Annotated in this window: 26 protein-coding genes; 13 read left to right on the top strand and 13 right to left on the bottom strand. The window is 70.2% G+C overall.

Annotation, left to right across the window (positions count from 1 at the left end; genetic code table 11):
• Positions 1-94 precede the first annotated feature (94 nt).
• The 3 genes from AC02VZ_RS10775 to AC02VZ_RS10765 all read right to left on the bottom strand — a co-directional run bounded on the left by AC02VZ_RS10775 (position 95) and on the right by AC02VZ_RS10765 (position 2,809).
• On the bottom strand, positions 95-1,126 hold the full coding sequence (locus AC02VZ_RS10775; RefSeq protein ID WP_476475234.1) for an alanine racemase: 1,032 nt from the start codon (positions 1,124-1,126) through the stop codon (positions 95-97).
• An 82-nt stretch (positions 1,127-1,208) separates the two neighbouring features.
• Positions 1,209-2,330, bottom strand: a complete 1,122-nt coding sequence (locus AC02VZ_RS10770) for a lipid II:glycine glycyltransferase FemX (RefSeq protein ID WP_432056510.1) — start codon at positions 2,328-2,330, stop codon at positions 1,209-1,211.
• A gap of 164 nt (positions 2,331-2,494) precedes the next feature.
• Complete coding sequence (locus AC02VZ_RS10765) at positions 2,495-2,809, bottom strand: hypothetical protein (protein WP_362093965.1); 315 nt, start codon at positions 2,807-2,809, stop codon at positions 2,495-2,497.
• Between the two features lie 314 nt (positions 2,810-3,123).
• Here AC02VZ_RS10765 and rpsF point away from each other — a divergent pair, with 314 nt between their 5' ends.
• From rpsF to rplI, 4 genes are all read left to right on the top strand, one after another.
• Entirely contained in the window at positions 3,124-3,414 is a 291-nt protein-coding gene (rpsF, locus tag AC02VZ_RS10760) for a 30S ribosomal protein S6 (RefSeq protein ID WP_030420069.1), read from the top strand.
• Positions 3,415-3,488: 74 nt separating this feature from the next.
• Entirely contained in the window at positions 3,489-4,064 is a 576-nt protein-coding gene (locus AC02VZ_RS10755; RefSeq protein ID WP_432056511.1) for a single-stranded DNA-binding protein, read from the top strand.
• Between the two features lie 42 nt (positions 4,065-4,106).
• Positions 4,107-4,343 carry a 30S ribosomal protein S18 gene (gene rpsR, locus AC02VZ_RS10750; RefSeq protein ID WP_003949403.1) on the top strand — a complete coding sequence of 79 codons (237 nt, stop codon included), beginning with the start codon at positions 4,107-4,109 and terminating at the stop codon, positions 4,341-4,343.
• A gap of 18 nt (positions 4,344-4,361) precedes the next feature.
• Positions 4,362-4,808, top strand: coding sequence for a 50S ribosomal protein L9 (rplI, locus tag AC02VZ_RS10745; protein ID WP_164334484.1), 447 nt, complete (start codon positions 4,362-4,364; stop codon positions 4,806-4,808).
• A 128-nt stretch (positions 4,809-4,936) separates the two neighbouring features.
• Here rplI and AC02VZ_RS10740 read toward each other — a convergent pair whose 3' ends face one another.
• Positions 4,937-6,274 (bottom strand): MATE family efflux transporter, encoded by a 1,338-nt coding sequence (locus tag AC02VZ_RS10740; protein WP_432056512.1) that lies wholly within the window; start codon positions 6,272-6,274, stop codon positions 4,937-4,939.
• A 458-nt stretch (positions 6,275-6,732) separates the two neighbouring features.
• On the opposite strand from AC02VZ_RS10740, the gene dnaB reads away from it, so the two are divergent.
• Positions 6,733-8,211: a replicative DNA helicase gene (gene dnaB, locus AC02VZ_RS10735; protein WP_432056513.1), complete on the top strand. Its 1,479-nt coding sequence runs from the start codon at positions 6,733-6,735 to the stop codon at positions 8,209-8,211.
• Between the two features lie 295 nt (positions 8,212-8,506).
• On the top strand, positions 8,507-9,892 hold the full coding sequence (locus AC02VZ_RS10730) for a serine hydrolase domain-containing protein (RefSeq protein ID WP_432056514.1): 1,386 nt from the start codon (positions 8,507-8,509) through the stop codon (positions 9,890-9,892).
• 56 nt (positions 9,893-9,948) lie between these two features.
• Here the strand turns inward: AC02VZ_RS10730 and AC02VZ_RS10725 are convergent, their stop codons facing one another.
• Positions 9,949-10,401, bottom strand: coding sequence for a GNAT family N-acetyltransferase (locus tag AC02VZ_RS10725; protein ID WP_432056515.1), 453 nt, complete (start codon positions 10,399-10,401; stop codon positions 9,949-9,951).
• Positions 10,402-10,464: 63 nt separating this feature from the next.
• Complete coding sequence (locus AC02VZ_RS10720; protein ID WP_432056516.1) at positions 10,465-10,929, bottom strand: MarR family winged helix-turn-helix transcriptional regulator; 465 nt, start codon at positions 10,927-10,929, stop codon at positions 10,465-10,467.
• Between the two features lie 140 nt (positions 10,930-11,069).
• Between AC02VZ_RS10720 and AC02VZ_RS10715 the strand changes: the two genes are divergently transcribed.
• Positions 11,070-12,278, top strand: coding sequence for an MFS transporter (locus tag AC02VZ_RS10715; RefSeq protein ID WP_476475233.1), 1,209 nt, complete (start codon positions 11,070-11,072; stop codon positions 12,276-12,278).
• 109 nt (positions 12,279-12,387) lie between these two features.
• A complete protein-coding gene (locus AC02VZ_RS10710; RefSeq protein WP_432056518.1) occupies positions 12,388-12,810 on the top strand; it encodes a GlcG/HbpS family heme-binding protein in 423 nt (140 codons plus the stop codon).
• An 81-nt stretch (positions 12,811-12,891) separates the two neighbouring features.
• On the opposite strand, the gene AC02VZ_RS10705 is transcribed toward AC02VZ_RS10710, so the two are convergent.
• Positions 12,892-13,758 carry a GNAT family N-acetyltransferase gene (locus tag AC02VZ_RS10705; RefSeq protein WP_432056519.1) on the bottom strand — a complete coding sequence of 289 codons (867 nt, stop codon included), beginning with the start codon at positions 13,756-13,758 and terminating at the stop codon, positions 12,892-12,894.
• Positions 13,759-13,949: 191 nt separating this feature from the next.
• On the opposite strand from AC02VZ_RS10705, the gene AC02VZ_RS10700 reads away from it, so the two are divergent.
• Positions 13,950-14,579 (top strand): HAD family hydrolase, encoded by a 630-nt coding sequence (locus tag AC02VZ_RS10700; RefSeq protein ID WP_432056520.1) that lies wholly within the window; start codon positions 13,950-13,952, stop codon positions 14,577-14,579.
• A gap of 9 nt (positions 14,580-14,588) precedes the next feature.
• Here the strand turns inward: AC02VZ_RS10700 and AC02VZ_RS10695 are convergent, their stop codons facing one another.
• The 5 genes from AC02VZ_RS10695 to AC02VZ_RS10675 form a co-directional block, all read right to left on the bottom strand.
• Entirely contained in the window at positions 14,589-15,071 is a 483-nt protein-coding gene (locus tag AC02VZ_RS10695; protein ID WP_476475232.1) for an NUDIX hydrolase, read from the bottom strand.
• 309 nt (positions 15,072-15,380) lie between these two features.
• The gene (locus AC02VZ_RS10690) at positions 15,381-16,286 is read right to left on the bottom strand and encodes a LysR family transcriptional regulator (protein WP_476475231.1); all 906 of its coding nucleotides are present in this window, start codon (positions 16,284-16,286) and stop codon (positions 15,381-15,383) included.
• A gap of 222 nt (positions 16,287-16,508) precedes the next feature.
• A complete protein-coding gene (locus AC02VZ_RS10685) occupies positions 16,509-17,669 on the bottom strand; it encodes a cystathionine gamma-lyase (RefSeq protein ID WP_476475230.1) in 1,161 nt (386 codons plus the stop codon).
• Positions 17,666-18,157 (bottom strand): low molecular weight protein-tyrosine-phosphatase, encoded by a 492-nt coding sequence (locus AC02VZ_RS10680; protein ID WP_432056524.1) that lies wholly within the window; start codon positions 18,155-18,157, stop codon positions 17,666-17,668. The genes AC02VZ_RS10685 and AC02VZ_RS10680 overlap by 4 nt, the downstream gene beginning before the upstream one ends.
• A 4-nt stretch (positions 18,158-18,161) precedes the next feature.
• Complete coding sequence (locus AC02VZ_RS10675) at positions 18,162-18,539, bottom strand: phage holin family protein (RefSeq protein ID WP_432056525.1); 378 nt, start codon at positions 18,537-18,539, stop codon at positions 18,162-18,164.
• Between the two features lie 59 nt (positions 18,540-18,598).
• On the opposite strand from AC02VZ_RS10675, the gene AC02VZ_RS10670 reads away from it, so the two are divergent.
• From AC02VZ_RS10670 to AC02VZ_RS10655, 4 genes are all read left to right on the top strand, one after another.
• The gene (locus AC02VZ_RS10670; RefSeq protein ID WP_362093918.1) at positions 18,599-18,916 is read left to right on the top strand and encodes a cupin domain-containing protein; all 318 of its coding nucleotides are present in this window, start codon (positions 18,599-18,601) and stop codon (positions 18,914-18,916) included.
• A 148-nt stretch (positions 18,917-19,064) separates the two neighbouring features.
• Positions 19,065-19,277 (top strand): DUF5326 family protein, encoded by a 213-nt coding sequence (locus AC02VZ_RS10665; protein ID WP_476475229.1) that lies wholly within the window; start codon positions 19,065-19,067, stop codon positions 19,275-19,277.
• 303 nt (positions 19,278-19,580) lie between these two features.
• Positions 19,581-20,306, top strand: coding sequence for an IclR family transcriptional regulator (locus tag AC02VZ_RS10660; RefSeq protein ID WP_432056577.1), 726 nt, complete (start codon positions 19,581-19,583; stop codon positions 20,304-20,306).
• A gap of 100 nt (positions 20,307-20,406) precedes the next feature.
• Positions 20,407-20,841 (top strand): SsgA family sporulation/cell division regulator, encoded by a 435-nt coding sequence (locus tag AC02VZ_RS10655; protein ID WP_432056527.1) that lies wholly within the window; start codon positions 20,407-20,409, stop codon positions 20,839-20,841.
• A gap of 330 nt (positions 20,842-21,171) precedes the next feature.
• Here the strand turns inward: AC02VZ_RS10655 and AC02VZ_RS10650 are convergent, their stop codons facing one another.
• Entirely contained in the window at positions 21,172-22,641 is a 1,470-nt protein-coding gene (locus AC02VZ_RS10650; RefSeq protein WP_432056528.1) for a YibE/F family protein, read from the bottom strand.
• Between the last annotated feature and the right edge of the window lie 248 nt (positions 22,642-22,889).

Genomic DNA, 22,889 nt, shown 5'->3' with positions numbered 1-22,889 from the left:
ACGGACGACGGGGCCGTGCACGGAGAAGCTCCGTGCACGGCCCCGGAAGCGCTGTGCGGCGACGGCGATCCCGCCTGACCGCACCACAGCAGACTCAGCGGTCCAGGAGACGGTCGAACTGCGTGGTGGTGTGGCGCAGATGGGCGACCAGCTCCTCGCCGACCTTCGGCTCCGGTGCGTCCGAGGGCACGAAGAGGATCGACACCTGCATGTGCGGGGGCTCGGCGAACCAGCGCTGCTTGCCGCCCCAGACGAACGGGGAGAGGTTGCGGTTGACCGTGGCGAGGCCCGCGCGGGCGACGCCCTTGGCCCGTGGCATGACGCCGTGCAGGGCCTTGGGGGCTTCCAGCCCCACCCCGTGCGACGTTCCGCCCGCCACGACGACCAGGAAGCCGTCGGAGGCGGCCTTCTGCTGGCGGTAACCGAACCGCTCCCCCTTGGCCACGCGCGTGACGTCCAGGACGGCGCCGCGGTACTCGGTGGCCTCGTGGTCCCCGAGCCACAGCCGCGTGCCGATCCGGGCGCGGAACCGGGTCTGCGGGAACTGCTGCTGCAGCCGGGCCAGTTCGTCGGCCTTGAGGTGGCTGACGAACATCGTGTGCAGGGGCAGGCGCGCGGCGCGCAGCCGGTCCATCCAGCCGATGACCTCCTCGACGGCGTCCGAGCCGTCGGTGCGGTCGAGCGGCAGGTGGATGGCGAAGCCCTCCAGGCGGACGTTCTCTATGGCGGAGTGCAGCTGGGGCAGGTCCTGCTCGCTGACGCCGTGCCGCTTCATCGAGGACATCACCTCGATGACCACGCGGGCGCCGACGAGGCCGTAGACGCCGTCGACCGACGAGACCGAGCGGATGACCCGGTCGGGCAGCGGGACCGGCTCCTCGCCCCGCCGGTACGGGGTCAGCACCAGCAGGTCGCCGCCGAACCAGTCCTTGATCCGGGCGGCCTCGTACGTGGTGCCGACGGCGAGGACGTCGGAACCCAGGCGGGTGGCCTCCTCGGCCAGCCGCTCGTGGCCGAAGCCGTAGCCGTTGCCCTTGCAGACCGGGACGAGCCCGGGGAACTGCTCCTGCACGTGCTTGTGGTGCGCCCGCCAGCGCGCGGTGTCGACGTAGAGGGTGAGCGCCATGGCCGGACCGGAACCTTTCTCGTGGCTGCGGTGTATCAGAGGTGTGGAAGGAGGCGATGCCGTCGGCACGACGGCCGAGGAGTCAGCGGCGCGACATATACATGTCGAGCGCCTTGTGGAGCAGCTTGTTGAGGGGGAAGTCCCATTCGCCGAGGTACTCGGCGGCCTGGCCACCGGTGCCGACCTTGAACTGGATCAGACCGAAGAGGTGGTCCGTCTCGTCCAGCGAGTCGGAGATGCCCCGCAGGTCGTAGACGGTGGCCCCGAGGGCGTAGGCGTCGCGCAGCATCCGCCACTGCATCGCGTTCGAGGGCCGGACCTCGCGCCCGATGTTGTCGGAGGCCCCGTAGGAGTACCAGACGTGCCCGCCGACGATCAGCATCGTCGCGGCGGACAGGTTCACGCCGTTGTGGCGGGCGAAATACAGCCGCATGCGGTTGGGGTCCTCGGAGTTGAGGGCCGTCCACATGCGCTGGAAGTACGACAGCGGGCGCGGCCGGAAGCGGTCGCGCACGGCCGTGATCTCGTACAGGCGCTGCCACTCGGCCAGATCCTCGTAACCGCCCTGGACGACCTCGACACCCGCCTTCTCGGCCTTCTTGATGTTGCGGCGCCACAGCTGGTTGAAGTTCTTGTGGACCTCTTCGAGGGACCGGTTCGCCAGGGGCACCTGGTAGACGTACCGGGGCTGGACGTCACCGAAGCCGGCGCCGCCGTCCTCGCCCTGCTGCCAGCCCATGCGACGGAGCTTGTCGGCGACCTCGAACGCGCGCGGCTCGATGAAGTCGGCCTCCAGGTCGCGCAGACGCTTCACGTCCGGGTCCTGGATGCCCTTCTTGATCGTCGGCGCCTCCCAGCGCCGGATGACCACCGGCGGACCCATCTTCACCGAGAAGGCGCCCTGCTGCTTCAGGTGCGCCAGCATCGGCTCGATCCACTCCTGCAGATTCGGCGAGAACCAGTTGATGACCGGCCCCTCGGGCAGGTAGGCGAGGTAGCGCTTGATCTTCGGCAGCTGGCGGTACAGGACCAGCCCGGCCCCGACCATCTCACCGGTCCGCTCGTCGAACCAGCCGAGGTTCTCCGCGCGCCATTCCGCCTTGACGTCCGCCCAGGCCGGGACCTGCATGTGACTCGCCGACGGCAGGCTCTGGATGTATGCCAGATGCTGCTCTCGACTGATGGTCCTCAGGGTCAGGCTCATTCGGGGCGCTCCTCGGGCTGGTGTGTCCCCATGGGGTCAGGGGCTCCGGCTCTCGCGCGAAGCCTACTGCGCCCGGGGAGCGGCCCGGTGGGGCGCACGGGCGGTCCGCCCCCGCCGGTCACCGGCCGGGGCGGACCGCCGTACGGCGGTGGGGGTGCCGGACGTCAGTCGAAGACGCCGCCGAACAGGCCACCGTGTGCCATGCCCAGGAAGAAGCCGAGCGCCGAGGCGCCGAGCCCGAGAATGAGACCGAAGCGCTGCCGCGTCGTCTCGGAGATCCACTGGCCGTACGCGCCGGTGAGGATGCCCACCAGGCCGGTCCAGGAGCTGAGCAGGTGCAGATGGTGGAACATCGCTGTGACGAAGGACGTGATACCCAGCACCAGGGTCACCACCATCAGGGTGTCCTGGACTGGGTGGGGTTTTCCGTCCGTGGCGAACAGCCCTCCGGCGGTGTTGGGTCGCATTGCCTGTGCCATGGGGCACCTCCTGCGAAAGGCGGCGCATCGTAGCGCCATACACACCCGATGTGTACAGACTGACGGGGTTCCCGGCCTGATTTCAACCGGAAGCCACTGTCCGGGTACCCTGTATCGTCTGCACCGGTGTCTGTCCGGACAGAAGCAGGACGGCGCGGAACGGACCACGGTCCTCCGCCGCCGGCCCGGGGCCGCCGCCCGACCTCCGTTGTCAGTGGCGGCTGTTTTACTGACAGGCATCGTTGCGCAACGCATCACGACCCTCCTGCCACGGAACGACCGTGGCCGCTGAGTCCAAAGGAGGTGGGTTCCACATGCGTCACTACGAGGTGATGGTCATCCTCGACCCCGATCTCGAGGAGCGCTCTGTCTCCCCGCTGATCGAGAACTTCCTCTCTGTCGTCCGTGACGGCGGCGGAAAGGTCGAGAAGGTCGACACCTGGGGCCGTCGTCGTCTCTCGTACGAGATCAAGAAGAAGCCCGAGGGCATCTACTCGGTCATCGACCTGCAGGCCGAGCCTGCGGTCGTCAAGGAGCTCGACCGCCAGATGAACCTGAACGAGTCGGTCCTCCGGACCAAGGTCCTCCGTCCCGAGAACCACTGAGCTTCCGCTCAGCTGTTCCGGGATCCGAGTAGCAGCACAAGCAGCCAGCAGCACACCCGCCGAGAGGTTCCCCCATGGCAGGCGAGACCGTCATCACGGTCGTCGGCAACCTTGTCGATGACCCCGAGCTGCGCTTCACCCCGTCCGGTGCGGCCGTCGCGAAGTTCCGTGTCGCGTCGACCCCCCGCACCTTCGACCGTCAGACCAATGAGTGGAAGGACGGCGAGAGCCTGTTCCTGACGTGCTCGGTCTGGCGTCAGGCGGCGGAGAACGTCGCCGAGTCGCTTCAGCGAGGCATGCGCGTGATCGTGCAGGGCCGGCTGAAGCAGCGGTCCTACGAGGACCGTGAGGGCGTCAAGCGCACGGTCTACGAACTGGACGTCGACGAGGTCGGCGCCAGCCTGCGCAACGCCACGGCCAAGGTCACCAAGACCACCGGCCGAGGCGGTCAGGGTGGCTACAGCGGCGGTGGCGGCCAGGGCGGCGGCGGCTGGGGCGGTGGCCCCGGCGGCGGCCAGCAGGGCGGCGGTGCTCCCGCCGACGACCCGTGGGCGACCGGTGCTACCGCCGGCGGCCAGCAGGGCGGCGGCGGCGGCTGGGGCGGTGGCTCCGGCGGCGGTGGCGGCTACTCGGACGAGCCCCCCTTCTAGGCGGGGCCGCACCACACTTCTTGATCACACAGGAGAAACACCATGGCGAAGCCGCCTGTGCGCAAGCCTAAGAAGAAGGTCTGCGCGTTCTGCAAGGACAAGGTCACGTACGTGGACTACAAGGACACGAACATGCTGCGGAAGTTCATTTCCGACCGCGGCAAGATCCGTGCCCGCCGCGTGACCGGCAACTGCACGCAGCACCAGCGTGACGTCGCCACGGCCGTCAAGAACAGCCGTGAGATGGCGCTGCTGCCCTACACCTCCACCGCGCGATAAGGGAAGGGTGACCGACTCATGAAGATCATCCTCACCCACGAGGTCTCCGGCCTCGGTGCCGCGGGCGACGTCGTCGACGTCAAGGACGGCTACGCTCGCAACTACCTGGTGCCGCGGAAGCTCGCGATCCGCTGGACCAAGGGTGGCGAGAAGGACGTCGAGCAGATCCGTCGTGCTCGCAAGATCCACGAGATCCAGACCATCGAGCAGGCCAACCAGGTCAAGGCCCAGCTCGAAGGCGTCAAGGTCCGTCTGGCTGTCCGCTCCGGCGACGCCGGCCGCCTCTTCGGTTCCGTCACCCCGGCCGACATCGCCTCCGCGATCAAGGCCGCCGGTGGTCCCGAGGTGGACAAGCGCCGCATCGAGCTCGGTGCGCCGATCAAGACGCTGGGCGCTCACGAGACGTCCGTGCGTCTGCACCCCGAGGTTGACGCCAAGGTCAACATTGAGGTCGTCGCGGCCTGATCGCCGCGCCGGCTGAGGCAGTGAGCAGGGGCCGCACCCTCCGGGGTGCGGCCCCTCTCATGTCCCGGTGGTGCGCCGAGTTGTCCGACCCGCAGGGCCCGGTCCGTTTCACGTGAAACAGGAGCGCGTCAGCGGGTCGCTCCGGTGACGATCCAACGGCCCGACCGGGTGCGGACGGCGAGGGTGAGCAGACGCACGCTCATCATCAGCGTCATCGTGGCCCACAGGGCGGTCAGTCCGCCGCCCACCACCGGCACCAGCAGGGCCACGGGGGTGAACACCGCCAGCGTCGCCAGCATGGCCCAGGCGAGGTAGGGGCCGTCGCCCGCTCCCATGAGGATCCCGTCCAGGACGAAGACGATCCCCGAGATCGGCTGCGACAGGGCCACGATCACGAGCGCGGGCAGTGCGGCGTCCGTGACCGTGGAGTCGCTGGTGAACAGGGGCAGGAGGAGGGGACGCGAGATCACGACGAGCACGCCGAGAACCACGCCGACCGCGATGCCCCACTCGACCATGCGGCGGCATGCCTCCCGGGCCCCCTGGGCGTCACCGGCTCCGAGATAACGGCCGATGATGGCCTGCCCCGCGATGGCGATGGCATCGAGAGCGAAGGCGAGCAGGCTCCACAGGGAGAGGATGATCTGGTGGGCCGCCATGTCGGCATCCCCGAGACGGGCGGCGATGGCCGTGGTGATCATGAGAATGGCCCGCAGGGAGAGCGTACGCACCAGCAAGGGCGCACCGGCCTGGGCCGAGGCCCTGATACCGGCCGGATCCGGACGCAGGGAGGCACCGTGCTTGCGGGCCCCCCGCACCACGACGACGAGGTAGATCGCGGCCATACCGCATTGGGCGATGACGGTGCCCCAGGCGGAGCCCGCGATGCCGAAGCCGGCGCCGTAGACGAGGGCGACGTTCAGGATGCCGTTGGCGAGGAAGCCTCCCGTGGCCACGTAGAGAGGGGTCTTGGTGTCCTGGAGCCCGCGCAGGACACCAGTGGCCGCCAGGACCACCAGCATGGCCGGGATGCCGAGGGCGGAGATCCGCAGATACGTGACGGCGTAGGGAGCGGCCGTGCTGGAGGCACCGAACAGGTCGATGAGCGCGGGTGCTGTGGGCAGGACCACGGCGATGACGCCCGCACCCAGCAGCAGAGCGAGCCAGATACCGTCCATGCCCTGCCGGATGGCCGCCGGAAGGTCTCCTGCCCCGACGCGCCGGGCAACGGCGGCCGTGGTGGCGTAGGCCAGGAAGACGAACACGCTGACGGCGGTCATCAGCAGAGCCGAGGCGACTCCCAGCCCGGCCAGTTGCGCCGTGCCCAGATGGCCGACGATGGCACTGTCGGCCATGACGAAGAGAGGCTCGGCGACGAGTGCACCGAACGCCGGGACGGCCAGCAGGACGATCTCTCGGTCGTGCCGGCGCCGACTGGTCCGGGGGCTCGGAGGGGCCTGTGTCATGTGCACCAATCTAATCGTCCACAGGTAAGAGATGCAAAGCCCCTGCGTCCCTTACTTGTTCCCGCAGAGTGTGTGGTTGCGTACACCGTCCGACGTGATCTTGGGCCGACTGGGGAAGTTTTTCTTCTGCACAGCCGGTGGACGGCAAACCTGCAGGTCAAGCCGCTTCATGCCGGGGCCGGCGGAGCTTGTTCACAGCGCTGTCCACGGTGTCGTGCACAGGTTTGGCGGAGTTCTCCACAGCATTGGGCCGGTCGTCCACATGGCCTGTGGATAACCAGATTGGCTGACGGTGCCGACGGGCCTACGGTGGTCCGGCGTCCCGCTCCTTCCGCCGATTCCGGAATCGCCACATATCCGGCGCGCGACTACCGGAGTCGGGCCTCTTATGTGTCAGTGCCGTGCCGTAGAAAGAGGGGCACGGTGAGGTCCGCTCGCGGACGGGAGGAGGTGGCTCGGTGAGCATTTCCGAGCCCTTGGACGATCCGTGGGCCGACAGCGGTCCCAGTGATCGTCTGCCTGCCTCCCGTCGCCGGGACGAGGGCGGTCGAGGCCGCGACGAGCGCCACGACCGCGGCCGGGACACCGACGGGTGGGACGCCGGCGGCTCGCCGTTCGAGCGGGTACCGCCCCAGGACCTGGAGGCCGAGCAGTCGGTGCTCGGCGGCATGCTGCTGTCCAAGGACGCCATCGCCGACGTGGTGGAACTCCTCAAGGGCCACGACTTCTACAAGCCGGCGCACGAGACCATCTACACGGCGATCCTCGACGTCTACGCCAAGGGGGAGCCGGCCGACCCCATCACCATCGCCGCCGAACTGACCAAGCGCGGTGAGATCAACAAGGTCGGCGGGGCCTCGTACCTGCACACCCTCGTCCAGACGGTGCCGACCGCCGCCAACGCGGCCTACTACGCGGAGATCGTCCACGAGCGCGCGGTGCTCCGCCGCCTGGTCGAGGCCGGCACGCGCATCACCCAGATGGGATACGCGGGCGACGACGACGTCGACGAGATCGTCAACCGCGCCCAGGCCGAGATCTACGCGGTGACCGAGCAGCGCACCAGCGAGGACTACCTGCCCCTGGGCGACATCATGGAGGGTGCCCTCGACGAGATCGAGGCCATCGGGTCGCGCAGCGGGGAGATGACGGGCGTCCCCACCGGGTTCACGGACTTCGACTCGCTCACCAACGGTCTGCATCCGGGTCAGATGATCGTCATCGCCGCCCGGCCCGCCATGGGAAAGTCCACCCTCGCCCTGGACTTCGCGCGCGCGGCATCCATCAAGCACAACCTGCCGAGCGTCGTCTTCTCCCTCGAGATGGGGCGCAACGAGATCGCGATGCGCCTGCTGTCCGCCGAGGCCAGGGTCGCCCTGCACCACATGAGATCCGGCACGATGACCGACGAGGACTGGACCCGGCTGGCACGCCGGATGCCGGACGTGTCCGCGGCGCCGCTCTACATCGACGACTCCCCGAACCTGTCGATGATGGAGATCCGCGCGAAGTGCCGTCGGCTCAAGCAGCGCAACGACCTGAAACTGGTCGTGATCGACTACCTCCAGCTGATGCAGTCCGGTGGCTCCAAACGCGCCGAGAGCCGTCAGCAGGAGGTCTCCGACATGTCCCGGAACCTGAAGCTGCTCGCCAAGGAGCTGGAGATTCCGGTCATCGCGCTCTCTCAGCTCAACCGTGGTCCCGAACAGCGCACGGACAAGAAGCCGATGGTCTCCGACCTGCGTGAGTCCGGCTCCATCGAGCAGGACGCGGACATGGTCATCCTGCTGCACCGCGAGGACGCCTACGAGAAGGAGTCCCCCCGGGCCGGCGAGGCCGACCTGATCGTGGCCAAGCACCGCAACGGCCCCACCGCCACCATCACGGTCGCCTTCCAGGGCCACTACTCGCGCTTCGTGGACATGGCCCAGACCTGACGCGGGGCGGGTGCAGGGCTTCACGGGGCTTCGTCGGTTCTGTCGGCGGATCTCGGGGCAGTGAGAGGGGCGGGTGCTGAGAAGGGCGGGGCGGATGTCCGCAGCGCCCGGGGCACGGGGCCGGGCCGGCGGGCTGGGCCCGTTGCCCCTGCGCGTGTCCTCGTCCGGGGCGTCGTATCCCGATCGGGTACGGGGACGGAACGTGCGGCCCCTCGGACGATCCCCGGGACGCACCGTCGGCCGGGCCGTCGCCGGTCGGCACGGTCGTGGCCTGGGCACGTGCTGGACTGGGGGCATGACGTCATCTCAGGAAGAACTGCTGCCGGGTACTCGCAGGGCGCTGCTGCACCGGGTCGCCGTCGCCCAGGCGGAGGGGCGGGCCCCGTCGGTGGTGGCGGCCGTGGCGCGGGGCGGGCGGGTCGTGTGGACCGGAGCGCGGGCCTCGTCCGAGGAGTCGGTGCCGGGGGCGGACACGCAGTACCGCATCGGTTCGATCACCAAGACCTTCACTGCCGTGCTGACGCTCCGGCTGCGGGACGAGGGCCTGCTCGACCTGCAGGACCCTCTGGAGAAGCATCTGCCGGGCACCGGCGTGGGCAAGGTGACCGTGGCCGAACTGCTCGCCCATGCCGGGGGCCTGGCCGCCGAGACACCGGGCCCCTGGTGGGAGCGGACTCCCGGGTCTCTGCGCCCGGAGCTGGCCGATGTGCTGGGGGAGCGTCCCTCGGTGCATCCGGCAGGGCGGCGGTTCCACTACTCCAACCCCGGATACGCCCTGCTGGGTGCCCTGGTGGAACAGACGCGGGGCGCACCGTGGGAGGAGGTGCTGCGACGGGAGGTGCTCGAACCGCTGGGGCTGGAGCGGACCGGTGTGCGGCCTCAGGCTCCGTACGCGCAGGGCTGGGCGGTACACCCCTGGGCCGATGTGCTGCTGCCGGAACCCGCCGCCGATCTCGGACGCATGGCACCGGCGGGCCAGTTGTGGTCCACGGCGGGGGACCTGGCGCGCTTCGCGGCCTTCCTCGTCGAGGGCGAGGAGCAGGTGCTGAGCGCCGCGTCCGTGAGTGAGATGAGGGCTCCGGCGGCCCCGGCCGAGGCGGCGGACGTGGCGGGAGGGTACGCGTACGGCCTCGGCCTGGAGCTGCGGCACCACAACGGGCGGGCTCTGGTCGGGCACACGGGTTCGCTGCCGGGCTTCCTCGCCTGTCTCACGGTCGGGGTGGAGGACGACGTGTCCGTGGTGGTGCTGGCGAACTGTACGTCCGGGATCCCGGTGTTCTCCCTCGCCGCCGATCTGGTGCGCATCACCGCCGAGGCGGAGCCCCGCCTCCCGGCGCCCTGGAAGCCCGTGCGGCAGACGGATCCGGATCTGCTGGAGCTGGTGGGCCCGTGGTACTGGGGGACGCAGTCCTGTGCCCTGCGCCTGTCTGCCGACGGTCTTCTCTCGCTGGAGCCCTTGTCCGGTGCCGGACGCCGCTCACGCTTCCGGCCGAACGGCGACGGTACCTGGACGGGACTGGAGGGCTACTACGCGGGAGAGGTCCTGAAGCCCGTGCGCCGGCCCGACGGGGCGGTGGGGCACCTTGACCTGGGATCCTTCGTGTTCACCCGCAGGCCCTACGACGCCGGTGCGCCGGTGCCCGGAGGCGTGGATCCCGAAGGGTGGCGTGGGGTCGGGTAGCCCACGCCACCTTCTCTCACGGTGGGTGTTTCACGTGAAACGTCCGGCGCGTCCCGCTACAGCGCCAACTTGAAGCCGACGTGGGAGGCCGTGAAGCCCAGCCGCTCATAGAAGCGGTGTGCGTCGGTGCGTGTGGCGTCCGAGGTGAGCTGGACCAGTTGGCATCCTTGCCGACGGGACTCGTCGATCGCCCACTCGATGAGCTGGGTTCCCAGTCCGCTGCCACGCTCGTCGGCATGGACGCGGACACCCTCGATGACGGACCGGGTGGCGCCACGTCGGGAGAGCCCTGGGATCACGGTGAGCTGGAGGGTGCCGACGACCCGGTCGCCGCGCACTGCCACCACCAGGTGCTGATGCGGATCAGTACGGAGCCGCTCCAGTGCGGTCAGGTACGGGCCGAGGTCGTCCGGCGATTCGCGCTGGGCGCCCAACGGGTCGTCGGCGAGCATGCCGACGATCGCGGGGAGGTCGTCGGCGACCACGGCGCGTATCTCAAGATCTGTCATGCCCGCACCCTATGTGGGCGGGGGCGGGGTGGTCCGGCCCGAGATGATCGGACCAGAGGGCGGTCAGGCCGGAACCGGAGCCTTGAGTGTCTCCACCGCCCGGACCAGGGGCGCCAGGTCCGGGTTCTCCGCCGCCTCGTCGAGGGCCTGGCGAAGGGCCTGATCATGTGTCGGACGCGCCTCGTCGAGGAGAGTCAGGCCGGCGCGGGTGACATTGGTGTAGATGCCGCGTCGGTCGGTGGGGCAGAGATAGCGCTCGAGCAGGCCGCGGTCCTCCAGCCGGGTCACCAGACGGGTGGTGGCGCTCTGGCTGAGCACGACGGCGTCGGCCACCTGCTTCATCTGCAGATGTCCTCCCTCGCCGTCGTGCTGGCGGCTGAGCACGTTGAGCAGGGAGTACTCGCGCACGCTGAGGCCGTGTCCCGCCTGGAGGGCGCGTTCGACGTGCGGCTCGATTCTCCCGTGCAGCAGGGAGAGAGCCCACCAGCCCTCGGCGAGAGCGGTGAGGCTGGGGTCCGTGGCTGTCATGGGGCGGTGTCCTCCGTCCAGGAACTGCTCCTTTCCAGCGTAGAGCACGGACGCAATAGCCCGCGTTTGCAAATAGGCAGCGTCTGCAATTATTGTCTCGAAGCGTAAAGCGCTGCTGCAATCATGTGGAAGGTCCTCCCATGCCTCTCGCCCTGCTCGCTCTGGCGATCGGAGCCTTCGGGATCGGTACGACGGAGTTCGTGATCATGGGCCTGCTGCCCGAGGTCGCCGGTGACTTCGGTGTCTCCGTCCCCACGGCCGGTCTGCTCGTCACCGGCTACGCGCTGGGAGTCGTGTTCGGCGCCCCGCTGATGACCGTGCTCGGCACCAGGGTGTCCCGCAAGCGGATGCTGATGCTGCTGATGGGCCTGTTCGTCGTCGGAAACGTCGTCTCGGCCCTGGCTCCCTCCTTCGGCCTCATGCTGACCGGCCGGGTCGTCGCGTCCTTGGCTCACGGTGCCTTCTTCGGCATCGGCTCCGTGGTCGCGGCGGATCTGGTCGCCCCCGACCGGAAGGCCGGCGCCATCGCCCTGATGTTCACCGGACTGACCGTCGCCAACGTGGTCGGAGTCCCTCTGGGCACCCTCGTCGGTCAGTCCCTCGGCTGGCGGGTGACGTTCGGCATCGTCGCGGCCCTGGGCGTCATCGGTCTGGCGGGTATCGCCGTCCTGGTTCCCGAGGTGAGCAGGCCCGAAGGCGTCCGGTTGCGCCATGAACTGGCCGCCTTCAAGAACGTCCAGGTCCTGCTGGCCATGGCGATGACCGTGCTGGGCTTCGGTGGCGTCTTCGCGGCCATCACCTACATCGCGCCGATGATGACCCACGTCGCGGGCTTCGCCGCCGGGTCCGTCACCTGGCTCCTGGTCCTCTTCGGCCTCGGCATGGTGGGCGGCAACCTCCTCGGCGGCCGGTTCGCCGACCGTGCCCTGATGCCCATGCTCTACGTGTCCCTGGGGGCGCTGGCCGTCGTGCTGGCCCTGTTCGCCGTGACCGCCCACCACAAGGTCGCGTCCGCCGTGACGATCACCTTGATCGGTGCCCTCGGATTCGCGACGGTGCCGCCGCTGCAGAAGCGGGTGCTCGACCAGGCGAAGGGCGCCCCCACGCTGGCCTCGGCAGTGAACATCGGTGCCTTCAACCTCGGCAACGCTCTCGCGGCCTGGCTCGGTGGCGCGGTGATCGCGGCCGGTCTCGGCTACACCGCCCCCAACGGGGTGGGCGCCCTCCTGGCCGCCGGCGCCCTCGTCCTGGCCGTCGTCTCGGCCGCACTGGAACGCCGTGACACGGACGTCCCGGCCGCCGCCGGTCCGGCCGCGCCCGTCGAGCAGCCGGTCACCGCGCGGCTCTGACGTCCACGAACCGGCGGCCGCGAAGAACGGGCCGTCCCGACCGGCAGGAGCACCCGGTCACGCACGACCCCGCCCCCATCCAATCCCTCTGCTTCCAGGAGTACCCCGCATGAGCACCACCACTGCCGTGAACCCGCTGACCACGTCGGACGCCGAAGTCCTGGTCGCCGCCGCACGCCGCGCCGCCGACACCTCGGGTGTCCCGGTGAGCATCACCGTGCTGGACGCCGGAGGCCATCTGCTCGCCTTCCGCAGGGACGACCGCGCCGTGCTGATCTCGGGCGAGACCAGCACCCGGAAGGCGTACACGGCCCTGCAACTGAACGCGGCCACTGTCGACCTGGTCCTGGCCGTGCAGCCCGGCGCCCCGTTCCACACCCTGCCCACCGCGCTCGACCGCCCTCTCCTGTTCATCGCCGGCGGTGTCCCCGTCCACCGCGACGGGCGCCTGATCGGGGCGATCGGTGTCGGGGGAGGCGCGCCCGAGCAGGACCACGCCTTCGCTACGACCGCGGTGGACGCGCTCCTGTGACGGCGAGGCCGCGATCCCCGCACTCCTGCGGGTTCGGGTGCTATGTCAGGCCCGCTGGGCCGCCCTGCTGATCGGCCGGGGTCAGCCCGCGGCGACCGTCAACGGCGCGAATCTGCGGCTCCAGTCCCCGGGCAGGTCCGTGATGCCGTACGTCATCACGGCGTTGAAGGCGACCGAGGCCAGACCGTGCTTCTTGGCCCAGTCGAGGAACGCCCCGTGACGCACGTCGATGTCCGTGCGCAGTGGGCGGTCGGTGCCCGCGGCCAGGGAGCTGACGAGCGCCTGCGCGGTCGATGTGTCGCGGGCGATCAGCGGACCCACGACGTGGGTGTCCATGTTGGGCCACGCAGCCGCGTACCCCGTGAGCCGTCCGTCGTCCTCGGCGACGCGCACCTGGTCGGCGAATGAGGGGAGGCGGGTGAGCAGGGGGGTGCGGTCCGCGCCGAACACCTCCTCGTCCAGTCGCAGAAGGGCGGGCAGATCGTCGGCCGTCGCGGGCCGGGTGGCGACCGCGGGGTCGCCCCCGCCCGGACGGAACCGTCCGCGCAGCATCTCCGCCCTGCCGACGAGCCGGAAGCCGAGCTCCTCGTACAGCGGACGACCGTGGGGTGTCGCGTGCAGGGTCAGCGGAGTGGTGTCCATGACGGAGAGGACATGGCGCATCAACCAGCGCCCGATTCCCTGCCGGGCGTACCGCTCGGCGACCAGGACCATGCCGATGGCCCCCAGCTCGGGGCGGGGCCCGTGGCCGTACTCGGTGACGACGCAGCCGGCCATCAGTCCGCCGTCGGGGTCGTCGATGCCGTATCCCTGTCCGGCGGAGAGCAGGAGTCCCCACTTGTGCTCCTCGCGTGGCCAGCCGCGGTTCTCGGACAGGTTGGCGCATGCGGTGAGATCGCGGAGCGTCAGACGGCGGATCGGCCGTGAGACGGGGGATGGAGTAGGCACGGAGGTCACCCTGGCCGACCTCGGCCGCGGCCGTCCACTCGTTATGCGGGACCGGCTGACGCCGGGACCGGCAGACCTCGGGACCGGCAGGCTTGGGGACCGGCAGGCTTTCGGACAGGCAGCGCTGAGTTCCCCTCTCGTCGGCGGTCGAGGACGTTTCACGTGAAACGTCCTCGCTAGCCTCGTGCCTCATGACTCGGCTGCATCTGTTCGATCTGGACGGCACACTGCTGCACGGCACCACGGCTCCGGTGGAGATCTCCCGCCAGCTCGGTCTGGAGGCCGAGACAGTGGCGCTGGACCGGGCGATCTCGACGGGCCTGATCGGACCTACGGAGTACGCGACACGGGTACACGCGCTCTGGGCGGGCCTCACCGAGGCGCATGTGGCAGCGGCTTTCGACGCGGCACCCTGGCTGACTCGCATCCGTGAGGTCTGGGCGGAGATCACGCGGCGCGGCGAGTACTGCGCGGTGATCTCGCTGTCGCCGTCCTTCTTCGTGGAGCGGCTCCGCGACTGGGGAGCTCATGCTGCGCACGGCTCCGTCTTCCCGGCCGTGCCGTTCACCGAGCCGGTCGATCCGACGGGCGTTCTCAGCGCGGCGGCCAAGGTCAGGATCGCCGACCGGCTGTGTGCGGAGTTCGGTGTGACGCGGGCAGACTGTGTGGCCTATGGCGATTCGCACTCGGACCTCGACCTGTTCGGTGCGGTGCCTGTCTCCGTCGCGGTGAACGCGGACCACCACGTGGACGGGCTGGCGACCCATTGCTACTCCGGGCGGGACCTCTCGGAGGTCTACGAGCTGGTGCGCGCCGCCTGATCCCGCAGGTCAGCCGAGGTCGGATGCGTGCAGGGCACGTACCCCTTCGGTGTTGCCGTCCAGGAAGTGGCGGAGGGAGAGCGGCACGAGGTGGACGGAGGCGATCCCGACCCGGGTGAACGGCACGCGGACGATCTCGTACTCACCGGCGGGCTCCTCGACCTCCGGGCCGTGTCGCAGCGAGGGATCCATGGATGCGAGACGGCACACGAAGAAGTGCTGCACCTTCACGCCGGTGGCGCCGCCGTCCTCCCCGATGTGCTCCACAGTGTCCACGAAGCACGGCACGACGTCCGAGATCTTCGCTCCGAGCTCCTCGTGGACCTCCCGGTGCAAGGCGTCGACCACGGTCGCGTCTCCCGGCTCGACCCCGCCTCCGGGCGTCACCCAGTAGGGATCGACGCCGGGCTTCGTGCGCTTGATCAGGATCAGATGGTCGTCGTCCAGCAGAACCGCACGGGCGGTGCGCTTGACCACGGGGCGGACGGTCATGGTGGAAATGTGGCCCGGTTGGTTCCACGTGAAACATCGCCGGTCGCCTTCGGCGCTCCCCCGTGCGCTGCGGTGTTGTCTCTCCGGTCCGCAACCCGGCTCACCCCGTCGGCCGACGCGAGCCGCGCTCGTCCAGCCCCAGCGACCTCAGTGTCGGCTCTGCAGCCTGTCCGCTGACCACGCCGCCACAGGGCCGACCACGCCACCCCGCAGGGCCGACCACGCCGCAGGGGCCGACCACGCCATCCCGCAGGGCCGACCACGCCACCGTAGGGCCGGTGCGGCGGAACCGGCGCCTCGCCGCCCCGATCAGCACCAGTCCGATGCCGCCTGCTGTAACCGGTCGTGGGCGCGTGCCACGTGCGGCAACGCCAGGGTGCCCGTGCGCACCACCAGGAAGTAGGTGCGCAGGGGCGGGACCGCCGGCTCGTACAGGGCCCGCACCGCGCCCCGTTCCAGGGCCGTGGCGCACAGATAGCGGGGGAGCACCGCCAGCCCGGCGCCGGCGACGGTGCAGGCCAGCACCGCGCGCAGGTCGGGGACGACGACGGAGCCCGGTGAGGGCGGGCGGGAGTCGAAGACCGAGGCCCAGTAGCGGGCCACGAAAGGCAGCGACTCGTGCACCTCGATCACCGGCACCTGTTCCAGGACGGAGGTTCCGGTGTGGCGCAGGGCGCCGTCGCCGATGCGTTCGGCCCAGCGCGGTGCGGCGACCAGGACGTGCTCCTCGTCGCAGAGCGCGGTCGCGGAGAGCAGGGCTCCGCGGGGCCGCATCGTGCTGATGGCGAGATCGTGATGCCCGGCGGCCAGCCCGTCCAGGACGTCATCCGCGGTACCGAAGGAGGCGCGCAGGTCCAGGCTCCGTCGGTCCTCCGTGGTCAGACCGGTGAGGGCGGGAAGGACCCGCTCGGCGACGAATTCGGCGGGTCCGGCCAGGTGCAGGGTGCGCGACGAGGAGGACTCCTCCAGGCCCGTCCCGGTGATCTCCACCAGGGCGTCGAGGTGGGGTGCGGCCTTGTGGGCGAGTTCGTCCCCGACAGGGGTCGGTGTCACACCGCGGGCCTGCCGCAGGAACAGCGGACGCCCGACCTGGCGCTCCAGCGTCCGGATCTGCGAGGTGACGGCGGGCTGGGAGAGACCGAGCAGCGCGGCGGCGCGGGTGAAGGAACCGGCCCGGTGCACGGTGACGAACGTCCGCAGCAAGGCCAGATCCACGGCAGGCACTCCCCCTCGTCGGCACCGGCTGACGCCCCCGGCGGCGTCCCACTATAAATAAGTCGATAGGTCGCTGTCGTTTGTGTGATTGGACACTGACAGTGAGTCAACTAGCCTTGGTCGCGCGGTTCTTCGCGCGCAGAACCGAGGGCGGTCCGAGCCACGAGGGGGGAGGCTCGGACCGCCCGTCGCCGGACCGGTGGAGGCTGCCGGCCCGCGAGGTCAGTCGGCCGACACGTCCAGGGCGTGCAGGACGTCCGCCACCAGGTCCTCGGCGTCCTCGGCGCCGACCGAGAGGCGGATGAAACCCTCCGGCACGGCGTCCCCGCCCCACCGCCCCCGTCGCTCGGCCGTGGAGCGGACACCGCCGAAGCTGGTCGCCCCGTCCACGAGACGCAGCGCGTCGAGGAAGCGTTCCGCGCGGGCGTGCGTCGGCAGCGTGAAGGACACCACGCACCCGTATCCGCGCATCTGCCGTGAGGCGACCGGGTACGACGGGTCGTCGACGAGTCCGGGGTAGCGCAGACCCGTCACCTCGGGACGCTCCCGCAGCGCACGGGCGAGGACGAGCGCGGTCGCGTTCTGCCGTTCCACGCGCAGCTGCAGTGTGGCGAGGGAACGGTGTGCCAGCCATGCCTCCATGGGGCCCGGGATCGCACCGGTGATCTTGCGCCAGCGCCGCACGGCCGCCATGGCCCGGCCGTCCCGTCCGGCGACGTAGCCGAGGAGGAGGTCACCGTGACCGGTGAGCTGCTTGGTTCCGCTCGCCACCGTGAAGTCGGCGCCGAGTTCGAGGGGGCGCTGCCCGAGCGGGGTCGCCAGTGTGTTGTCGACGGCGACCAGGGCGCCGCGGGCATGGGCCTCGGCGACCAGCCGCCGGATGTCGCACACGTCCAGCCCAGGGTTGGACGGTGTCTCGATCCACAGCAGGTTCGCTCCGTCGAGCAGGTCGAGCTGGGCGTCACCGCCCGTCGGCGCGGTGCGCACCTCGATGCCGAACGCCTCCAGCTGGGCGCGTGCCAGCGGCAGCGCCTGGTAGCCGTCGTCCGGCAGGACGGCCACGTCCCCGGAGCTCAGCTGGGAGAAGAGCACCGCGGAGATCGCCGCCATGCCGGAGGCGAACACCAGTGTCTCGACGCCGTCCTGGCTGGGTGCCTCCAGCTCGCCGACGGCTCGTTCCAGCAGGGTCCAGGTCGGGTTCTCGTCCCGGCCGTAGGTGTACGGGCCGGTGGGGTCTCCGGGAAGGTGGAAATGGGCCGCGAACACCGGCCCGGGCAGGGTCGGCTCGTGCTTGACCGGCTCGGGGAGCCCGGCCCGCACCGCGCGCGTGCCGTCCCCGGGGCCGGAAGCGGCGGGGTGACCGTTCGTCGTGGGACCGCTCATGCCGCCCGTCCTTCCACCTGTGCGCGCACCGCGGCCAGCAGTCCGTCGCTCGCCGCTTCCACCATGGCCAGACAGGTCTCGAATCCGTCCCGCTCGCCGTAGTAGGGGTCGGGCACGTCGGGATCGTCGACCGCGCAGGGATCGTACGACCGCAGCAGACACACCTTGGCCGCGTCCTGCTCGGTGGGGGCGAGCCGGCGCAGGGCCCGCAGGTGGCCGGTGTCGAGCGCGACGACGAGGTTGAGACGGGGGAACCACGACGGATCGAACTGCCGGGCCGTGTGGTCGCCGTCGTAGCCGTTCTCGCGGAGGACGGATACCGCCCGGTGGTCGGCGCCGTCCCCCTCGTGCCAGCCGCCCGTGCCGGCGCTGTCGACCTCGATCAGGCCCCCGAGCCCGGCCTCCGCCACGCGGGCGCGGAAGACGGACTCGGCCATCGGGGAGCGGCAGATGTTGCCGGTGCAGACGAAGCAGACGCGGTAGGTCATGTGCTCAGTCCCCGTCGGGCAGGACGAGGTTGAGCGCCCACGAGACGACCGAGATGATGAGCCCGCCGAGCACCGCGGTCCAGAAGCCCTCCACGTGGAAGCTCAGGTCGACCACCTCGGCGAGCCAGGAGGTCAGCAGCAGCATCAGCGCGTTCACCACCAGGGTGAACAGACCGAGCGTCAGGACGAGCAGCGGCAGACTGAGGAGCTGCACGACGGGCTTGACCAGGACGTTCACCACGCCGAAGATCAACGCGACGAGGATCAGGGTGCCGGCTTTCTTGCCCGTGCTGTCCCCGGTGAGGGTGATGTTGTCGACCAGCCACACCGCGACGGCGAGGGCGCCCGCGTTGGCGATCGTCTTGACTAGGAAATTCATCATGTGTCTGATCGTGGCAGACACGATCGGACCTGGGCAGTGAGGTGGGGGCGGGCATCGCCATGAAGGCATTCCGGCTGGACGAACTGGAGGCCGAGCGGGCCGCCAACGACGGTGCGTACCTGCAGTTCCTGCGGGAGCGGAACATGTCGGTCGGGCTCTACGCGCTCGATGCCGGGGTTCAGGACCCGCAGCAGCCGCACCGGCAGGACGAGGTGTACTTCGTCGTCAGCGGCCGGGCGTCGATCACCGTGGGCACGGAGACCACGCAGGTGGCGCGCGGCAGCGTCGTGTACGTGCCGGCGGGCGTGCCGCACAAGTTCCACCACATCAGCGAGGACCTGCGGGTTCTGGTCGTCTTCTCCCCGCCCGAGAGCTGAGCCGGGGTCTCGGGGTTCCCTAGGGGTTCGCTCAGGGGAGGACAAGGGGTCCGCGGCCCCCGTGGGACCTCCGGCCGTCCTAGCATCGAGTGCAGGACATCATCGACACGACCCGTAACCGGCGGGCGGAGAGGTAAGGACGAGGGCCATGCGAGAGATCTTCACGGGACTGCCGTGGTGGGTGAAGTGGATCGCGGTGCCGGTCATCGCCCTGGTCGTGTTCGGCGGCCTGATAGCGAGCGTGGTCGGCTTCGTGATCAGCCTCCTCTTCAAGCTGCTGGTGTGCGTCGCCCTGATCGGCGGACTCATCTACGTCGTGCGGAAGTTCATGACCGGCTCCACCTCGCGCAGCGACTGGTGAGCCGGCCGGGAACCGGGGCGGCAGCACGGCCCGTCACCGGTTCCCTCGGCCGGGGGAACTTCGCCGGTGGACGGGCCACGGATGGTGACGGACGGTTAGAGTCCGACACGCGGCGTGGGGACGGCGCATCCCCGCGAGCGGCCCGCACGCCCACCCGTGTTCCCCGCACGGGCCGCCCCTCGCCCTCGGGAGTGATCCTTGGCCCCGGCCGACACCGCCCCTGCCCACGTGGCCTCCGTCCCCTCGCAGCCCAGCGCACCGGAGTCCGCCGCGGCCCTGCCGACCGCGACACTCATCGGCTCGGTGCAGCGCGCGCTGCGGCTGCTGGAGTGTGTGTCGGGACACACGTACGGGGCTCCGGCCAAGCAGCTGGCCCGGGAGACCGGGCTCGCCCTTCCCACGACGTATCACCTGCTGCGGACCCTGGTCCACGAGGGCTATCTGCGCCGGGACAAGGGACTGTTCTTCCTCGGAGAGGCCACCGAGAGGCTGAGCAGCAGCGGAGCGCGGCAGAAACGCCGCACCGCGTTCCTCGAGGCCCTCGCCCACTGGAGGGACGCCCTCGGCGCGCCCGTGTACTACGCGGTCTACCGCGAGGGCGAGATCGACGTCCTGTGCGTCTCGGACACCCCCGGCAACCCCGCGGTCGAGGAGTGGGCCGCCTTCCGGGAGACCGGTCACGCCCACGCCATCGGGCAGTGCCTGCTCTCCCAGCTGGGCGAGGAGGACCGCCGTGACCACCTCGCCCGCCATCCGGTCCGGCCCGTCACGCCGTACACGGTGCGGGACGGGCACAGTCTGCTCCGGCGCCTCGAACGCTCCCGCCGCACGGACGTGGTGACGGAGCGACAGGAGTACGCCGTCGGGACGGTCTGTGCGGCAATCCCGGTCACCGTCGGCAGTACGGCCGCGGCGATCGCGATCTCGCTGCCCGCACACCAGGCCGACCGCCTGGTCCCGGCGGCACAGCGTCTGCAGACGGAGGGGGCGCGTCTCGTCGGGTCGCTCGCACTCTCTATCAGTATCTGAAAACTTACTCCTTGTGATCTGCTGTGTACTTTCAGCAAGATTCCATCAGGTGTCAGGTGGTCCATTCCCGGCCAGTCGACGGCAAATGACGGGGTAGGCGATGCGCGAATCCGTGCAGGCAGAGGTCATGATGAGCTTTCTCGTGTCGGAGGAGCTGTCCTTCCGTATCCCGGTGGAACTCCGCTACGACACCTGTGATCCCTATGCCGTGCGGCTGACGTTCCATCTTCCGGGTGATGCGCCGGTGACCTGGGCGTTCGGTCGGGAGCTTCTGGTCGACGGCGTGGGGCGACCGTGCGGTGAGGGCGACGTACGGGTTTCTCCCGTGGAACCGGACGCCTTGGGCGAGGTGATGATCCGGCTCCAGGTCGGCAGCGACCAGGCGCTGTTCCGTTCCTCGACGGCTCCGCTGGTGGCGTTCCTCGACCGCACGGACAAGCTGGTCCCGCTGGGCCAGGAAGGCGCGCTCGCGGACTTCGACGCCCACCTGGACAACGCGTTGGACCGGATCCTGGCGGAACAGAGCGCCGGCTGACGCCCCCGCGGGCCGCCCGGGCGGGCGGACGCGCTCCTGAGCGTTCCGCCCACGATGCGCAGAAACGCTCCGCCACCTCCCGGCAGCCACGTTGGGGCGGTCACCTCCCGCCGACCGGCTCGCGTCACCGCGGCGGACGAGGACCGGCTCCCTCGCGCGGCGGAACGCGGGTGCCGCAGCGGGGCCGTCACGGGCGCCGCAGCGCCGGGCAGCCGGTGGGGGCGGAGGGCTCGCCGGGGGCTGGTGAGCGCCCGTCGAACCCCGAGACCGGCGCGTCACCTCGGCGCGGGCTGTTCCACCACGGGACCGGGCCGCCCGGCCCGGCGAGGCTCAGCGCTTGCGCCGCCTCCCCCGCCCCCCGCGCGGGGAGGCCGACCGGGCTTCCGTAACCGTCCCGCCGCCCCCGGCCGGCGTGGCTGCCTTCGGCCGGCCGCCGCCCGTCGGACGGTCCGCCGAGACGACCAGGGCGGCCAGTGCCGTGGTGACCGGCACGGAGGCGACCAGTCCGATCGACCCGATGAGGGTCCGCACGATCTCCTCCGCCACCAGTTCGCTGTTGGCCACCGTTCCGACGCCGCTCTGCGCGATGGAGAACAGCAGCAGCAGCGGCAGGGCGGCACCCGCGTAGGCGAGGACGAGTGTGTTGACCACCGAGGCGATGTGGTCACGGCCGATCCTGATCCCCGCGCGGTACAGCGCGCGCCGGCTCATCAGCGGATTGGCCTCGTGCAGTTCCCACACCGCGGACGTCTGCGTGACGGTGACGTCGTCCAGCACACCCAGCGAGCCGATGATCACTCCGGCCAGCAGCAGGCCGCTCATGTCGATCCCGGGATACAGCCCGTGGATCAGACCGGTGTTGTCGTCCGTGTTCCCGGTCAGCGCCGCCCAGCCGATGAACACCGAGCCGAGGATGCCGATCAGCAGCAGGGAGATCAGGGTGCCCAGGACGGCGACCGACGTGCGGGCGGACAGCCCGTGACAGAGATACAGCGCGATCAGCATGATGGCGCTCGCCCCGACCACGGCGACGGCCAGGGGGTTCGACCCCTGCAGGATCGCGGGCAGGATGAAGAAGTTGAGCACCACGAAGCTCATGGCCAGGGCGACCAGCGCCATGACCCCGCGCAGCCGTCCCACGGCCACGACCGCGAGCGCGAAGACGCCGGCCAGCAGCGCCAGGGGGAAGCGCCGGTTCACGTCGGTGACCGAGTACTGCAGGTCCTTCGGCGCGGACGGCTCGTAGGCGACGACGACTTCCTGGTCCCGGCTCAGCTGACGGGACTGGTCGGGCTGCACGATCTCGGTGAACGTACGGCCCTTGTCCTTGCCGGAGTCCACGCGGATCGTGGCCTTCTTGCAGGTGCCGTCCGCCTGTTGCTGGGCCGACGAGCCCTCCGCCGTGGAGGTGTCGCCGGTCGGCACGCCCCCGGAGGCGTTGACCGACCTGCAGCTGACCTCGACCACCTCGGTGACCGTCGCCTGCTGGGTCTGCCGGTCGAAACCCACACCGGTGCGTTCGTGCCCGGGGGTACCGCCCGGCCACAGCACCACCAGGCCGGCCAGCACGGCCACGGCGAACGGGATCAGGATCGCCGCGATGACCTTGCGCAGGTGCCGCGAGACGGGAGCCGCCGGACCGTGGCTGTGGCTGTGGGAGTGGCCGCCGCCCGGCCCTGCGTGTCCGTGGCCCGGCTCGGGGCCGGTCCCGGGTCCCTGGCCGGGGACACCGCCGTTTCCGGCGCCGGATCCGTGGGGTGGTTCGGGCGGGGGGTACGGAGGATGGTGCGTCGAGGTCACCGCCCGATCATCGCAAGAACGGGGAGGGCCCTCTGGTCACCGCGCCAGAACGGAGGCTAGCGTGGGGGCAACTTTGTACACGCGGGAGCTCGGAGCACCGGGCTGAGAGGGCGCTGACCTCCGTTCCAGCGACGTTTCACAGGAAACATCACCGAGTCCGAGTGATGTTGCACACGAAACGCCGACTGACGGAAGCCGCTGCGTCGACCGCCGAACCTGTTACCGGGTAATGCCGGCGTAGGGAGTAG

The sequence above is a fragment of the Streptomyces sp. 3-6 genome (assembly GCF_056323165.1).
Note: the sequence above shows the minus strand (reverse complement) of the source record. Positions and strands in the feature narration are given on the sequence as shown.

What these genes read in the sequence shown, in the direction of transcription:
- AC02VZ_RS10775 (WP_476475234.1), bottom strand. Translation starts at nt 1,126, where the DNA reads ATGGCGCTCACCCTCTACGTCGACACCGCGCGCTGGCGGGCGCACCAC.
- AC02VZ_RS10770 (WP_432056510.1), bottom strand. Translation starts at nt 2,330, where the DNA reads ATGAGCCTGACCCTGAGGACCATCAGTCGAGAGCAGCATCTGGCATAC.
- AC02VZ_RS10765 (WP_362093965.1), bottom strand. Translation starts at nt 2,809, where the DNA reads ATGGCACAGGCAATGCGACCCAACACCGCCGGAGGGCTGTTCGCCACG.
- rpsF (WP_030420069.1), top strand. Translation starts at nt 3,124, where the DNA reads ATGCGTCACTACGAGGTGATGGTCATCCTCGACCCCGATCTCGAGGAG.
- AC02VZ_RS10755 (WP_432056511.1), top strand. Translation starts at nt 3,489, where the DNA reads ATGGCAGGCGAGACCGTCATCACGGTCGTCGGCAACCTTGTCGATGAC.
- rpsR (WP_003949403.1), top strand. Translation starts at nt 4,107, where the DNA reads ATGGCGAAGCCGCCTGTGCGCAAGCCTAAGAAGAAGGTCTGCGCGTTC.
- rplI (WP_164334484.1), top strand. Translation starts at nt 4,362, where the DNA reads ATGAAGATCATCCTCACCCACGAGGTCTCCGGCCTCGGTGCCGCGGGC.
- AC02VZ_RS10740 (WP_432056512.1), bottom strand. Translation starts at nt 6,274, where the DNA reads ATGACACAGGCCCCTCCGAGCCCCCGGACCAGTCGGCGCCGGCACGAC.
- AC02VZ_RS10730 (WP_432056514.1), top strand. Translation starts at nt 8,507, where the DNA reads ATGACGTCATCTCAGGAAGAACTGCTGCCGGGTACTCGCAGGGCGCTG.
- AC02VZ_RS10725 (WP_432056515.1), bottom strand. Translation starts at nt 10,401, where the DNA reads ATGACAGATCTTGAGATACGCGCCGTGGTCGCCGACGACCTCCCCGCG.
- AC02VZ_RS10720 (WP_432056516.1), bottom strand. Translation starts at nt 10,929, where the DNA reads ATGACAGCCACGGACCCCAGCCTCACCGCTCTCGCCGAGGGCTGGTGG.
- AC02VZ_RS10715 (WP_476475233.1), top strand. Translation starts at nt 11,070, where the DNA reads ATGCCTCTCGCCCTGCTCGCTCTGGCGATCGGAGCCTTCGGGATCGGT.
- AC02VZ_RS10710 (WP_432056518.1), top strand. Translation starts at nt 12,388, where the DNA reads ATGAGCACCACCACTGCCGTGAACCCGCTGACCACGTCGGACGCCGAA.
- AC02VZ_RS10700 (WP_432056520.1), top strand. Translation starts at nt 13,950, where the DNA reads ATGACTCGGCTGCATCTGTTCGATCTGGACGGCACACTGCTGCACGGC.
- AC02VZ_RS10695 (WP_476475232.1), bottom strand. Translation starts at nt 15,071, where the DNA reads ATGACCGTCCGCCCCGTGGTCAAGCGCACCGCCCGTGCGGTTCTGCTG.
- AC02VZ_RS10685 (WP_476475230.1), bottom strand. Translation starts at nt 17,669, where the DNA reads ATGAGCGGTCCCACGACGAACGGTCACCCCGCCGCTTCCGGCCCCGGG.
- AC02VZ_RS10680 (WP_432056524.1), bottom strand. Translation starts at nt 18,157, where the DNA reads ATGACCTACCGCGTCTGCTTCGTCTGCACCGGCAACATCTGCCGCTCC.
- AC02VZ_RS10675 (WP_432056525.1), bottom strand. Translation starts at nt 18,539, where the DNA reads ATGATGAATTTCCTAGTCAAGACGATCGCCAACGCGGGCGCCCTCGCC.
- AC02VZ_RS10670 (WP_362093918.1), top strand. Translation starts at nt 18,599, where the DNA reads ATGAAGGCATTCCGGCTGGACGAACTGGAGGCCGAGCGGGCCGCCAAC.
- AC02VZ_RS10665 (WP_476475229.1), top strand. Translation starts at nt 19,065, where the DNA reads ATGCGAGAGATCTTCACGGGACTGCCGTGGTGGGTGAAGTGGATCGCG.
- AC02VZ_RS10655 (WP_432056527.1), top strand. Translation starts at nt 20,407, where the DNA reads ATGCGCGAATCCGTGCAGGCAGAGGTCATGATGAGCTTTCTCGTGTCG.